Source organism: Aeromonas sp. WP2-W18-CRE-05, assembly GCF_014168615.1.
GTDB lineage: Bacteria > Pseudomonadota > Gammaproteobacteria > Enterobacterales > Aeromonadaceae > Aeromonas > Aeromonas caviae.
Genome location: NZ_AP021917.1, coordinates 1,492,889 through 1,507,059, shown reverse-complemented (window position 1 = coordinate 1,507,059; position 14,171 = coordinate 1,492,889). Strand labels below are relative to the sequence as shown.

The window sequence follows — 14,171 nt, the reverse complement described above, 5'->3', positions numbered from 1 at the left end:
GCACAGGGTGTAGAGGCCGACAATTGTACGAGAAAGGGTAAGTCTTTAAAAGCAATACGGCCGCCCCTTATACTGTCGCAAACCTCATCTGCGGAGCTCCACCTTGTTGTTGCGTATCTTCTCCCTCGCCTGCCTGCTGGTGCTGGCGGGCTGTACCACCACCCAACCCCAGCGGGATCAGGTCAACTGGCAGCAGGAGCGCGCCCGCCTCGAACGCCTCACACACTGGCAGTTGTCGGGCAAAATGGCCATCATCACCGCCCGCCAGAAGGGCAGCGCTCGCCTCAACTGGCAGCAAAACGGCGACGACTATCGCCTCAACCTCACCAGCCTCATCGGCACCCATATTCTGGAACTCTCCCGCACCGGCGGCGAGGTGACTCTGCTCGACAACGACGGAAAACAGCACCAGAGCCAGGATGCCGAGCTCCTGGTCTATCAGCTCACCGGCTGGCACATTCCGGTGGCCGGGCTGCCTGAGTGGATCAAGGGATTGCCGGGGCAGGCCGAATTCGAGCTCAACCCCGATGCCAGCCTCGCCAGCGTGCGCGACGGCCAGTGGCAGATCGTCTACGGGGACTATCGGGATCAGGACGGCTATCGCCTGCCCCACCTGCTCACCATGACCGGGCAGGAGAGCCGTCTCAAGCTGCAGATCAACGAGTGGACCCTGACACCATGATGCACGACCAGACGCCGATCCGCTGGCCCGCCCCGGCCAAGCTCAACCTCTTCCTGCACGTCAACGGCCGCCGCCCCGATGGCTACCACGAACTGCAGACCCTCTTCATCTTCCTCAACCACGGCGACTGGCTCGAATTCGAGCCGATCCCCGGCAGCGACCAGCTCACCTTGAGCCCGGCCATTCCCGGCGTGCCCGATGAACAAAACCTCATCATCCGGGCTGCGCGACTGTTGCAGAGCCGGTTGGCCAGTCCGCAGGGAGCCCATATCCGGCTGGAGAAGGTACTGCCCATGGGCGGTGGCATCGGGGGCGGCTCGTCGGACGCGGCCACCACCCTCGTGGCCATGAACCACCTCTGGCAAGCAGGCTTGAGTGAAGAGGAGCTGGCCGAGCTCGGTGTGCTGCTGGGCGCCGACGTGCCGGTGTTCGTGCGGGGCAAGGCCGCCTTCGCCGAGGGCGTGGGGGAGCGGTTGCAACCGGTCGAGGTGCCGGATGCCTGGTACCTGGTACTCAAGCCCGATTGCCATGTGGCCACCGCCGCCGTGTTCCAGGATCCTGACCTGCCCCGCAACACCCCCAAGATGACCCTGGACAATCTGCTGGCAGGAGAGTGGAAAAACGATTGCGAACTGCTGGTGAAAAAGCGCCACCCCGAGGTTGCCAATGCGCTCGGCTGGTTGCTAGAATACGCGCCGTCAAGAATGACGGGCACTGGCGCCTGCGTCTTTGCTCGATTTGAAGACGAAATGGCTGCTCGGAAGGTGTTGGCAAGAGTGCCGGAAGGCTGGGATGGGTTTGTCGCCAAGGGCGAGAACATATCACCACTCTTCGTCACTTTGCAACAAGTGAGTGATTGGGGTATCGCCAAGCGGTAAGGCAGCGGGTTTTGATCTCGCCATTCCTAGGTTCGAATCCTAGTACCCCAGCCAACTCTCTCCTTGTTGAGGCCGCATCGGGAGGTGTTGACCTCGTCGATGTGTCTTGGGCCAATCTGACGCGATGACGCTCAAGGTGGATTCCCGTCCACCCACCCTGCGGGTGATGAGACGCCATCCTCGACATCGCCCAGAGACCTTGTCCGTCATCTTGCTAAATCGTTTGCCCCCAAACGATACGGGTCTAAAATCAGACTCCCCACATACTGGATGCAACCCCGAGGTTTCAAACCGTGCCTGACATGAAGCTGTTTGCTGGTAACGCAACGCCGGAACTAGCCCAGAAGATCGCAGATCGCCTGTTTATCAAACTCGGCAATGCTGCCGTAGGTCGCTTTAGCGACGGCGAGATCAGCGTACAGATCAACGAGAATGTACGCGGTGGCGATATCTTCATCATTCAATCCACCTGTGCCCCGACCAACGACAATTTGATGGAATTGATCGTCATGGTGGATGCACTGCGTCGTGCTTCAGCTGGCCGTATCACTGCCGTTATCCCCTACTTTGGTTATGCCCGTCAGGACCGCCGCGTCCGCTCCGCCCGTGTGCCCATCACCGCCAAGGTCGTCGCAGACTTCCTCTCCAGCGTGGGTGTGGACCGTGTGCTGACCGTTGACCTGCATGCCGAGCAGATCCAGGGCTTCTTCGACGTCCCCGTCGACAACGTGTTCGGCAGCCCGGTGCTGCTGGAAGACATGAAGGCCAAGAACCTCGAATCCCCCGTGGTCGTGTCACCGGACATCGGTGGCGTGGTCCGTGCCCGTGCCATCGCCAAGCTGCTGGACGACACCGACATCGCCATCATCGACAAGCGTCGTCCCCGTCCGAACGTCTCCCAGGTCATGCACCTGATCGGCGACGTGGCCGGTCGTGACTGCGTCATCGTCGACGACATGATCGACACCGGCGGCACCCTGTGCAAGGCGGCCGAAGCGCTGAAAGAGCGTGGTGCCAAGCGCGTGTTCGCCTATGCGACCCACCCTGTCTTCTCCGGCACCGCCGTTGAAAACATCAAGAATTCGGTCATCGACGAGCTGATCATCACCGACTCCATCCCGCTCACCCCGGAGATGAAGGCAGTCGGCAAGGTCAAGCAGCTGACCCTCTCCTCCGTGCTGGCCGAAGCGATTCGCCGCATCAGCAACGAAGAGTCCATCTCTGCCATGTTCGAGCATTGATAGACCCTGTCGTGACAAAAACCGCCGAATGGCGGTTTTTGTTTTTTGGGTGCCTGGCGCCAGCCCCCAACCTCCACTCGGCAAGAGACGAAAACCTCGGACGAGCCACCCCACCCGAGCCCTTCTGTCCGGCTTTTCCCCGACCTTGCCGCGCTTTGGTTGAGTGATCGCCACTCGACGGCTAGAATATTGCGTCCCATTGCCCCGGGTCATCCGCCCATGGCAAGTAGCGAGTGAAGACATCAAGCGTGACAAGTCAAATCAAACTGATTGTCGGGCTGGGTAATCCCGGCCCCGAATATGCCAAGACCCGCCACAATGCGGGGGCCTGGTATGTGGAGCAACTGGCACGCTGGCACAATGTCAGCCTGCGCGAAGAGCCCAAGTTCTTCGGCCACACCGCCCGCTTCCTGGTAGACGGGCAGGATGTGCGGCTGCTCATCCCGAACACCTACATGAATCTCTCCGGCAAGGCCGTGGCGGCGCTCGCGCGCTTCTACCAGATCGCCCCGGAAGAGATCCTGGTGGCCCACGACGAGCTGGACCTGCCTCCCGGCATCGCCAAGTTCAAGCAAGGGGGCGGTCACGGCGGCCATAACGGCCTCAAGGACATCATCGCCAGACTGGGCAACAACAATAACTTCTTCCGGCTGCGCCTTGGCATCGGCCATCCGGGCGCCAAGGAGCTGGTCGCCGGCTTCGTGCTAACCAAGGCGCCCAGCAGTGAGCAGAGTCTGATCGAGGCCGCGCTGGACGAATCCCTGCGCGCCACCGACATCCTGTTCAAGCAGGACATGACCAAGGCCATGAATCGCCTGCACAGTTTCAAGGCCGAGAAAGTCTAGGCCTTCAGCCTGCATCGCCAGGCAGTTCAAGATGACCGGCCCCCTGGCGAGATCCCTCGCCTCGGGGTCAAGCAACACGACACGGGCCGCCCGCGCGGCCCCTTGAAGCATCCATCAACAAGGTAACAATCCATGGGTTTTAAATGCGGTATCGTGGGCCTGCCCAATGTAGGCAAATCCACCCTGTTCAATGCGCTGACCAAGGCCGGCATCGAAGCCGCCAACTTCCCGTTCTGCACCATTGAGCCGAACACGGGTGTGGTCCCCATGCCGGATCCCCGCCTCGACCAGCTGGCGGCCATCATCAATCCGCAGCGTGTCGTGCCGACCACCATGGAGTTCGTGGACATCGCTGGCCTGGTGGCCGGTGCCTCCAAGGGCGAAGGCCTTGGCAACCAGTTCCTGGCCAACATCCGTGAAACCGAAGCCATCGGTCACGTGGTGCGCTGCTTCGAGGACGAGAACATCGTCCACGTGGCGGGCAAGGTCTCCCCGGCCGACGACATCGAGGTCATCAACACCGAGCTGGCCCTCTCCGACCTGGATGCCTGCGAGCGCGCCATCAATCGCCAGTCCAAGCGTGCCAAGGGCGGCGACAAGGATGCCAAGCTGGAAGTGGAAGTGCTGGAGAAGATCAAGGTTGCCCTGGAAAACGGCCAGATGATCCGCGGCATGAAGCTGGACAAGGATGAGCTGGACGCCGTCAGCCACCTCAACTTCCTGACCCTCAAACCCACCATGTACATCGCCAACGTGGCGGAAGATGGCTTCGAGAACAACCCCTACCTGGATCAGGTCCGTGAGATAGCCGCCGCCGAAAACGCCGTTGTCGTGGTCGTCTGCTGCGCCATCGAGGCGGACATCGCCGAGCTGGACGACGAAGACCGTGCCGAGTTCATGGCGGATCTCGGCATCGAGGAACCGGGCCTGAACCGGGTGATCCGTTCCGGATACGAGCTGCTCAAGTTGCAGACCTACTTCACCGCCGGTGTGAAAGAAGTGCGCGCCTGGACCATTCCGGTAGGCGCCACCGCCCCGCAGGCCGCAGGCAAGATCCACACCGACTTCGAAAAAGGCTTTATTCGCGCCCAGACCATCGCCTTCGACGACTTTATCACCTACAAGGGTGAGCAAGGCGCCAAGGAAGCAGGCAAGATGCGCGCGGAAGGGAAAGACTACATCGTCAAGGATGGCGATATCATGAACTTCCTGTTCAACGTCTGAGTCAAATAAGCCATTTCACAAGATTTCATCAGATTACTCTGAAGTCCTAAAATAGCGTAAAAACCCCGGAATACCGGGGTTTTTACTTTCTAGAGATTGCATAAGGCTACTCTACCTTACCATCTCAAAGTGACTACATTGGTGTATACAAACATTGAACTGAATGACGAATGGTGTATATGATAATCCTATCATTCATCTTCTCAGATCCCGTAATACCATGCTGACAGATGCCCACTGCCGTGCTGCTAAGCCAAAGGAGCAGCTTTACCGCTTGAACGACCTACGTGGCCTCTACCTTGAAGTGAAGCCCAACGGAGTGAAAGCTTGGCGTTACCGCTTCAAGCTCGCGGGCAAGGGCTCATGGTTTGCACTCGGCGATTACCCTCTCGTCAGCTTGGCCGAGGCACGTGCCAAGTGCGATGAGGCACGTAAGCTGGTCAAACAAGGGATCAATCCCGTTCAGAACCGGCAGCTGGAGCGCCTAAAACGCGAGCACGATTCCGCCAATACCTTTGAGGCAATAGCTAAAGAGTGGCTAGCTCTGCGGGACTGGGAGGAGGTCACCAAGAAGCGTCGCCTGGATATGCTGGAGCGGGTTGTTTTCCCCAGCATCGGTAAGCTACCGGTAAGAGACATAACACCAGCTCACGTTCTCGATATCCTAACTAGGACAGTGAAGCGTGGCGCACCGACAGTTGCAGCCGAAGCAAAGCGCACCATGTCCGGCATTTTCGAGCTGGCGGTTGCAACCCTACGAGCAGATACCGATCCGGTATGGCCTGTCCGGAAGGCACTACCTGCCAACAAGACGCAGCATAAAACCGCACTGACTACTACGCAGATCGGCAAGCTGCTCAATGACTTCGACAACCACCGCTGCGGCTATCAGGTGAACTTCTGCATCCAGTTGATGTGGTGGACACTGGCGCGTCCCAGCGAAGCGGCAGAAGCGGAATGGGCTGAATTTGATCTCGATGCCGCGCTTTGGACGATCCCAGCCCGGCGCATGAAAGCCCGCCGCGAGCATTTGGTGCCGCTGCCGAAGCAAGCCGTGGATATGCTGCGCCGCCTGCACGCCATCAGCGGCGAGCGGACGCACCTATTTCCCGGCAGGGATGACCGCAACAGGCCGATGTCGGTGCACTCGATCCGGCAGGCGCTCAAGGTGCTGGGCTGGAGCGGCACCTACAGCCCGCACGGCACCAGAACCACGGGCAGCACCCGTCTGAACGAGATGGGCTACCGCGCCGACGCCATCGAAGCGCAGCTTGCCCATGCGGAACCCAACTCGGTACGCCGCACCTACAACCATGCCACCTACCTCGAAGAGCGGCGAGACATGATGCAGGCATGGGCAGACAAGCTCGAAATCTGGAAGCGGGAGAGCACAGGTGAAGTCAGTGGAACACAGTGAGTACCTGCCCGACACGGAGGCAGGACGCTCACTATTCAGGGAGCGCCTGATTGCAAAAATTCAGCAACATCGCGATTTCAAGGCGCTGCCACACCAAATTCGGTCGGGCTTCTTTGAGGAGTTAGCTGAACTCACCCTCTTCGGCACCAACAACTGTTCGGTGGAGACACATAGCCCTAGGATACGCAAGCTCGAAAAACTGGCCGACAGTTATCGCCGGGTTGCCAATAGCATTGCACTGCTTTCGAAAATAGATGAGCTGCTGCTCGATGATGCCTTTCAACACAGCATGCCTTTGCAACAGCAAGAGAAACTGATGCGACTGCTGGCTACCCAAGTTGATGGCCTGATAGGCGGGATGCGGCAGACGTCTACCAGCACGTCTGAGCGGCTTTTGCTACGACTGCAGGGCGCGAGCTTGCTGAGGCAATTAGACAAGCTGGGAGTCGCCTGCAAGATCAACAATGACTTTCAGAAAATCGACCAAGATGATGTGGCGCACCGCGAGGAAAGCGAGGGCGTGCAACGCTTTCTGCCGGATCTTTCGCAAGGTATGACTCTCGCCATGCTCTGCGCCATGCTGATTCTCTTCAATAACGGCCAGATCGTTGAATGGAGCTATTGCCGCAGACTGCTGTTGGAAGGGAAAAGTGCTTCCAGGTAAGCGTAGATTGGATCAATCCCCAGCGTCAGTGGCTCAAAGCATTCGCCGCTGCCGCGCCATGACGAACAATGACGTGCCCGGTGATGCGCGCGCGAGACTGAACCACCTTGTCGACCGGCGGCGGGACCGGGCCGAAGCGGCTAACACACGTACGATCGTGTCTGTAGTGGTCAAAAATTCCCGGACACAGAATTGAGTTTTTCTTCCGCAACCGCCGGCGGTACGAAGCCGTTGTGCTGATGCGGCCTTATCCAGTTGTACCGCTGCATGAGGTAGCGGCCGATGTCCTGCTCGGCCAACGCTGTCGTGATGTAACCCACTGTCGGCACCCACTCCGTTTTCAGGCTACGAAACAGCCGCTCCATGGGCGAATTGTCGTAACAATTTCCCCTTCGGCTCATGCTCTGAATCATCCGATAGCGCCAGAGCCGTTGGCGGAAACCCCGGCTGCCATATTGGCTGCCCTGGTCGCTGTGAAACAGCACGCCTTGTGGTCTGCCACGCATCTCGTAAGCCCTGTCGAGCGCTTTGACGACCAGTTCCGCATCAGGCTTGGCGGACATCGCCCAACCCACCACTCTGCGGCTGTACAAGTCCAAGACCACCGCCAGATAGCTCCATCGACCCTCTGCCCAGATATACGTGATGTCGCCACACCAGACCTTGTTTGGCGCAGCCACGGTGAACTTGCGATCAAGCACATTGGGAATATCGGGGCGCTCGACCGTGGCCTTCTTGTACGCATGAGAACCGGGCTGTTTGCTGATCAGTCCTTGTTCCTTCATCAATCTTCTGACTCTGAAACGCCCGACGTTAACGCCTTCATCCCTCAGCATGGCAACCAGACTGCGACTGCCCGCTGAGCCACGACTTTGGTTGAACAGCTCGTTGACACGACTGCGTAGGTTCACTCGGCGGACATCGATATGACGCCGCCGGGCCAAGTGGGCGTAATAACAAGACCGGGGTAGCTCGAAGACTGAACACAACAGTTGAACAGGGTAGTGCTTTACCAACTGCCGAATCGACTTCAACGTCTGCGCCCGTGTTCCTCGGCCATCAAGAGCGCAGTGGCCTCCTTTAATATTTTCTTCTCAAGCTCCAGCCGGTTGATACGGGCCTGAAGCTCCTGAATGGTCTGCTGCTCCGGTGTGAGCGCCTTGGCAGTGGGCGTAACGCCCCCGCGCTCCAGCTGCAACTGGGTAACCCAGCGGCGCAATAAGCTCTCACCTACATCGAGAGATCTGGCGGCCTCGGGACAACTGTAGCCTTGGTCGAGCACCAGGCTGGCAGCCTCTCGCTTGAAAGTCGGGGTGAAGGTACGTCGTTGTCTGCTCATCGAACACCTCTGTATGGCGAGCATTCTCGCCCTAAATGGGTGTCCGGGGTTAGTAGACCACTACATAGTTTTCAGCCAGAACTGGCCCGGCCTGAAGGGTGATCAATGCGGCAAGCGTGGCCAGCAGGGTCTTCTTCATTACCACCGCCTATTGGGTCTGGAAGCTCGACAAGCGGCTTTTCACGAGGTCGAGCTTGGCCTTGTGGGCCAATGGCCTGTTGAAAACACGATTCTGGATTTGGTCAGACACCTTGCTGATGGCGATGTACGCCATGCTCAAGCCAGACTCCCGCTCAGACGCCTTCTTCTCGACGAAATCGTATGGGAAATTCTCGCAGAACTTGTGGAAGCCGGAGAACTGCGCGACATCCTTCGTGAATCGGAAGCCGTCTGGGGTAAGGCGCGAGCGCCGTGGATGGTAGAGGTCAACGAAAAAGATGAACCATCCGCTTCCGTCGAATGTCACGGCCTCGAACACGTCCACTTTATCGATGGCCCCGAGGCGATGAAAAAGGATGCGCTGCCCCGACTGCGTTTCGAGTCTGGACAGATATGCCAGTTGACCGATAGGCCCGTTAACCGGGATCGGGTTCGTCTCAGTAAAGCCAAATGGCCCAGAGCCGTTTGGGTCCTTGTCGTAGGCAGGCGCAGATTCCAGCATCGCCTTCATCATTGGATGAGCGAGCTCCAACTGGAACTTTTCGTCATCCAGGATGCGATGGATGTGCGCAAGCGCCTCTCGTAACGCCTTGTCTTCTTTGTTGCCCCCGAAGAGGTTTGATAAAAATCCCATATAAGCTGCCCCCAAAGTCGAATGGATTACGTCATTGCAGCAGTTCGCTCAGTCGGCGCAGTCCGGGCTTCTTGAAAGCCATGCGAATGAGCTGCTCCATGATGTGCGTGTTTGCGACGTGAATGTAGGAAATGCCGACATTGGTTTTCTTGTCGTCCTTGGACCCGATGCAGAACGATCCATCAGCATTCCATATCTGCACCTGCCCCCACGTGCACCGCACCCTTTCATTGGCACCCAGGAATTTGTGCTTCACCAAGGTGATGCCATCGTCGTGAAGGAGTGCGTCGCCGAAGTACAGGTCCCGCCCATCCTTCAGCGCTTCCAGCATCTCACCCAGCAGGCGGACGCACACGGCTCGCCAGAGCTTGTCAATGAACTTGCTGTAGATGTCCTCTTTCTTTAGCTCGACAACCGCCTCGGAGCGTTTGTCTCCGAAGGCAATGGTGTAGGTCGTCCCTGTCGGCACGCCGTTGACGGAGTGGCGCACGCCACCCCAGCGAACTCGGGTGATCGAGTCCAGAGAAAAACTCTGTCCTTTCCACGAGATGCCATCGGGCGAAATGCTCAGGGTGTCCTTGAACATCACACCAATTTCAGCGCGGTAGGTGATCTCACGCGCCCATTCGTCTCTGCGTGCTACCGCTTGCTTCCGCTCATGGAAGATGTCGGCAAGCGCATCCGCATCTTGCGCAACGCGCTCAGATACTTCAGGTAGCTCGGCAAACAACTCTTGAAGCAGGCCAGTCAGCCGTTGGGCCTGCATCAACATGTCATGCGTGTTGAATAGGTCGATGGCGAGGCTACGTATCTCGTAGGCCAGGTCACGGCTTGCTTCATGATCGATGCCGCGCGCTTTGGCACTCAGCTGGATAGGCTGTGCGACCTTGTCCCAATTACGTGCCACGGCATCAAGCTTGTCCACATACGGCTTGACGGCTGCTTCACCCGAGTTCGCCGAGTCACGGGCGGCTTTGATCAGCTTGTGGACGTTCTCAGCTTCCTTCTGCAGAAAGCCCTGGGTTTCCACTTCGTAGCTATCGACGAGGTCATCGATCAGTTCGGGCGCGTGATCCTCGCCGCCCAACGTAACCCCCTCCACTGTGTCCGTCATGACCTGGACGAGCGTCGTAGGTGGCAACCTGTCGAGGGCGTCCTTGATGGCGTTGCGATAGTACCGTTTACGTTCCGCCAGTTCGGCTTCGATCTGGTCGAGCGCGCGCACTTCCGGAAAGCCGGACACAGCCCGATCTTCATTGATGTCGCGCAGCACCTCCTCGGGGTTCAGTTCCTCGGCGAGGTAGGCAGCCTCCACAATGAACTCGGCCAGATCTTCCGCATCGTGTTCGCCATCCACCGCCTCGAAGGCGGCGGCGAGCAAATTCAAGTGTGCAAGCGTGGGCAGGCCAGACTCCTCCCTGACCGCCATAGGATCATGGAGCAGGTTTTCAACGAGCTGGGATGCCTTTCGCGGAGAAACGCCGGGAAGCCATGCGATCTCCGCGCTCAACCTGGTGCGTGGATTCGTTAGATCAGAGCGTGCCTTCTGACAGACATCGTGGTCCAGCTCCAGTGACTTCTCTTCTGCCAACTCAACGATTCGCCTGCGGTCGTCGCGAGTGGTCACATTGAGAATCGCGAAGGGCGTCTGATGGAGCGCGGTTGTCTTCAGTGTGCGTTGAGCTCGGGCTCGCGGAGATGGGGTATTCCGGGCCGATTGCACAGGAGGCACAGCGGTTGGGCGGGAGGACGCCGCTGTTGGCACTGGCACCGCCGAGGAGCTAGATGCCGGTTGAGCGCCGAGCATCGCCATGAGCTGCGGGTCCTTCAGGGCTTCTTGAGCCTGAGCCAATGCATCCGATGGCACGGACAGCTTCAAATGATTGCGAAGCTCATGGCTGTAATGTGCCAGCTGCGTTCTCGATGAGAGGTGATCAGTCAGTACGAGCGACAAGGCCAGCTCTCCGTTTGATCGGGGAGTGGTGCCGCATCCAGTGCAGGCCAATAAAGCCCCGGCTTTCTCTGAGCCGCATTTAAAACAAATAGCCAATGTCATTCTTTAAACTCTCGCCGTCAACGCAATTTATTGGCTTCACGACGCAAGCAGCCGTAATAGTCACCAGGACCGCGGTATTGCCGGTCGTAATTACAGGCATTCTCAATTGATGTTTGTTCAAACTGTGAAAACCGTGACAGATCAGGCCTTCCTCGGCTTGAATCAAGCTTCTGAAGCTCTCGTCGAAGGCAGCTGTAATAGTCACCTGGTCCACGATACTGCCGATCGTAATTGCATGCGTTTTCAATGGCCGTCTGCTCCCAAGGCGTTGCTTGAGCAAGACTAGGCTTTCCCGCTGTGCTTCCGAGTTTTCCCAGCTCTCGTCTCAAACAACTGTAGTAATCACCCGGGCCGCGATACTGTCGATCGTAATTGCAGGCATTTTCAATTGCCGCTTGCTCCGATTGGCTGGCCCTCGAGAGATCTGGCTTTCCAGAGTGTGCGCTCAACTTCGTAAGTTCGCGACGCAGGCAGTTGTAGTAGTCCGCTGATGATCTGTACTGTCTGTCATAGTTGCAGGCATTCTCAATCGACACCTGCTCTGAAGGATTGGCCGCCGAGAGATCTGGTTTACCACTTGGTGAAGTTCGCGACGACTGGGTTGATGGAGCATCGGTCATTGCCGGCGGAGAAGAAGACCTCGAGGGGGGAGTTATGGTCGCCGTTGACCGAGAAGGAGCACGTTGCAGTTGGAGCAGCAACGCTTGATCTGCGACACCCGTGGCGGCCACCCCCCTGTCTTGCTGAAAAGCGATGATGGCGGCACGAGTGCCCCTTCCCAACAGCCCATCGGCGGGGCCGGCGTTATAGCCAAGCTCATTGAGCTTTTGTTGAACGGCACGTACCGTCTCATCCGCCGCAGGACGCGCTGGTGCTGGTGCCGACAGGGAACCTGTGGATGGGCTTCGAGCGAATCGGCTCCTGCCTTCCGCCTGAAGTTGGCTTCGGTACGGCTCGACATCGCGGCGCGCGCTTTCCAGAGCACCGCTTCTGTAGCGGAAACTGCCGCAGCGACTGTTGTAGTCGGCCACCATCGCATTGAACCGATCCACATCGGAGTCGCTGTAGTTGTTGAGAACGGCCTTAGCAGCATCCATGCGGATGTCTTCGGCCAGACAGTACCTGATCTGCGCCGTCGAAAAAACGAGGTCTTGTCCAACCGGTGGTCTTGTTTCTTCCGGGCGCGATGGCACTTGAGGTTGTGCCGGAGCAGCCGAATAGGTCGGTGCTGTGTTGCCTGCAGGCGGGGTATAGGATGGTGCCGGAGAGGAGGGGCTCTTGTCTGCTTCCCCGATGAGCCAAAGCACCCCTATGACGGCGGCGATACCCAGCACCCACTTGCCCGTGGATGAGCCAGAAGACGGCGGCGATGGCGCTTGGTAGGGTTGCTGCTGCTTAGGCTGTGCTTCCTGCTGCTGACTTTCTGGAGCTGAACGGCGCTCGGCGTTAGACGAGGCACCGGCGGTCTCAGCTTCCTGCTTGGCAGGAGGCGGCAGAGACGTATCGACGTCGGACACGAGCGAGGAAAGGCCAGCGAAGCCTTTGCCTTCATTTTTCTTGTTGTTTTCTTCCTCCGCTGCCACCAGTATCTCCCTTAGATAAATCCTATGCTCCGCTTTTCGCTGCCTTCACGTTCCCGTGCAGGTGTCGTGCGCAAAGCTGCCAGCAGGCTGGCCTGCTCCAGCCTGTCCTTGCCCGAGCGTGCTGCGAGCCTCGCGCCTTCCCGCACAACGAAAGCGACGTCAGACAACGGTCGTCCCGCGAGTTCTTGCGCCAGCGGCTTGGAGTCCACATCGGACTCCTTTGGCAAAGCAGACAACAGCTTGTCCAGGAGCGACTGCACCTCGATCTCGCTTGCAAAGTCCACCTTGATGACATGATCGAAGCGTCCCCGGCGCTGGATGGCGGGGTCGATCATGTCGATTCGGTTCGTCATCGCGATGATCAATACCTCGTTCTTCACGGCCTCCGGGATGCGCCGCAGGAACTCAGCCACCTCTTCGACGCGGTGATGGCCCGATCCCATTTCGCGGTCAGCAAGAAACGCCTCCATCTCGTCGATCACGAGAACTGATGGCGCGTTTTCCATCGCCTTGTCGAACACCTGTGCGACCTTCTTGCTGGTCTCGTGGATGTACGGGCTGGCCACGCTGGATGCGTCGATCTGGAAGCTTGGCCACCCGAGGAAATCAACGAGTCGCTCGACCGCGAAGGTCTTGCCGGTGCCTGGAGGGCCGGACAGGATCACTGCTGATGGGAATTCGATACCGAGCGCCTTGTAGCGGTCGCGGTGCAGAATGATGTCGACGATGTGCTCGTTGAAGAAGGTCGCAAGTTCGGGACGCCCGGCGAGTTCGAAGACCTTGTTGGGCTCCGGCTCGGCGCGTTCGACTTTCTCCACCTTCTCGACGGGAGCAACTTCCGTCTTTTCGGCAGGAGCCGCTGGCTTGCGCTCCAGCGGCATGATTTCCGCGACTTCGAAGCCTGCCGCCTGCACGACATCCTTCAGGTGGCTCGCGCCCAGCCAGCTCATGGTCTGGCGGAGACGGCGGAAGGAAGTGGCCGGAATGCTGGTGCCGCCCGTCAGCCAGTAGCCGAGCACGACGTCATCGCCAGCTCTGGAGCTGATGCTGTAGGTTGGCAGCAGCCGCGTGATCTTCTCAACGTAGAGCGCATCCTGGAGCGCCGAATCCGCATCGATATCGCGTGTAGCCTTCAACGCAAGAGCAAAGGCGAGCGCCTCGGCCTTGGTGTCGGGTGATTTCGCCTCGCTGACCGGGCACAGCGTCTGGCTCGGACCGCAGGAGATGGACCGAAGCTGTTGATCGCCGAACTGGAAGGCGTTGAAGGTCCCGTCATCGATCAGCCCGGCATTTAGCCAATGCTCCGCCAGTGCGTCGCGAACGACGAGCGCCCGCCCACCGCCTTGGGTCTCAAGGATCTGCCAGTCCGCCCCTTCAAACAGGGCGACGCGCGCCTTCGCACCGTCGGGCAACTTGAAACCGATGGGAAGCCACGCGTCGAGTGCCATG

At 58.8% G+C, this 14,171-nt stretch carries 12 protein-coding genes and 1 tRNA gene; 8 read left to right on the top strand and 5 right to left on the bottom strand.

Going from position 1 to position 14,171, the window contains the following annotated elements; translation table 11 throughout:
- Positions 1-103: 103 nt before the first annotated feature.
- The 8 genes from lolB (at position 104) to H7R73_RS07260 (ending at position 6,951) form a co-directional block, all read left to right on the top strand.
- Positions 104-682 carry a lipoprotein insertase outer membrane protein LolB gene (gene lolB / locus H7R73_RS07295; protein WP_042015579.1) on the top strand — a complete coding sequence of 193 codons (579 nt, stop codon included), beginning with the start codon at positions 104-106 and terminating at the stop codon, positions 680-682.
- Positions 682-1,560 carry a 4-(cytidine 5'-diphospho)-2-C-methyl-D-erythritol kinase gene (gene ispE / locus H7R73_RS07290; RefSeq protein WP_182951728.1) on the top strand — a complete coding sequence of 293 codons (879 nt, stop codon included), beginning with the start codon at positions 682-684 and terminating at the stop codon, positions 1,558-1,560. The genes lolB and ispE overlap by 1 nt, the downstream gene beginning before the upstream one ends.
- Positions 1,540-1,614 (top strand) — tRNA-Gln (locus H7R73_RS07285). Before ispE ends, H7R73_RS07285 begins: the two co-directional genes overlap by 21 nt.
- A gap of 239 nt (positions 1,615-1,853) precedes the next feature.
- Positions 1,854-2,801: a ribose-phosphate pyrophosphokinase gene (locus H7R73_RS07280; protein WP_010673845.1), complete on the top strand. Its 948-nt coding sequence runs from the start codon at positions 1,854-1,856 to the stop codon at positions 2,799-2,801.
- Positions 2,802-3,049: 248 nt separating this feature from the next.
- On the top strand, positions 3,050-3,646 hold the full coding sequence (pth, locus tag H7R73_RS07275; RefSeq protein WP_048207164.1) for an aminoacyl-tRNA hydrolase: 597 nt from the start codon (positions 3,050-3,052) through the stop codon (positions 3,644-3,646).
- Between the two features lie 132 nt (positions 3,647-3,778).
- A complete protein-coding gene (ychF, locus tag H7R73_RS07270) occupies positions 3,779-4,870 on the top strand; it encodes a redox-regulated ATPase YchF (protein WP_010673843.1) in 1,092 nt (363 codons plus the stop codon).
- Between the two features lie 163 nt (positions 4,871-5,033).
- Entirely contained in the window at positions 5,034-6,287 is a 1,254-nt protein-coding gene (locus H7R73_RS07265; protein ID WP_332107469.1) for a tyrosine-type recombinase/integrase, read from the top strand.
- A complete protein-coding gene (locus tag H7R73_RS07260; protein ID WP_171765854.1) occupies positions 6,274-6,951 on the top strand; it encodes a hypothetical protein in 678 nt (225 codons plus the stop codon). The genes H7R73_RS07265 and H7R73_RS07260 overlap by 14 nt, the downstream gene beginning before the upstream one ends.
- Before the next feature lie 170 nt (positions 6,952-7,121).
- On the opposite strand, the gene H7R73_RS07255 is transcribed toward H7R73_RS07260, so the two are convergent.
- The 5 genes from H7R73_RS07255 to H7R73_RS07235 form a co-directional block, all read right to left on the bottom strand.
- Positions 7,122-8,290, bottom strand: a protein-coding gene (locus H7R73_RS07255; protein ID WP_096106356.1) for an IS3 family transposase whose coding sequence is annotated in 2 segments (ribosomal slippage) — positions 7,122-8,029 and positions 8,029-8,290 — 1,170 coding nt in all. Because the reading frame shifts where the segments join, the coding sequence is not laid out codon by codon here.
- Positions 8,291-8,438: 148 nt separating this feature from the next.
- Positions 8,439-9,083 (bottom strand): hypothetical protein, encoded by a 645-nt coding sequence (locus tag H7R73_RS07250; RefSeq protein ID WP_096106357.1) that lies wholly within the window; start codon positions 9,081-9,083, stop codon positions 8,439-8,441.
- Between the two features lie 31 nt (positions 9,084-9,114).
- A complete protein-coding gene (locus H7R73_RS07245; protein WP_197971177.1) occupies positions 9,115-11,037 on the bottom strand; it encodes a hypothetical protein in 1,923 nt (640 codons plus the stop codon).
- 119 nt (positions 11,038-11,156) lie between these two features.
- Complete coding sequence (locus tag H7R73_RS07240; protein WP_197971176.1) at positions 11,157-12,722, bottom strand: peptidoglycan-binding domain-containing protein; 1,566 nt, start codon at positions 12,720-12,722, stop codon at positions 11,157-11,159.
- Positions 12,723-12,733: 11 nt separating this feature from the next.
- Positions 12,734-14,170 (bottom strand): ATP-binding protein, encoded by a 1,437-nt coding sequence (locus H7R73_RS07235; protein ID WP_182951593.1) that lies wholly within the window; start codon positions 14,168-14,170, stop codon positions 12,734-12,736.
- Position 14,171: the final 1 nt, after the last annotated feature.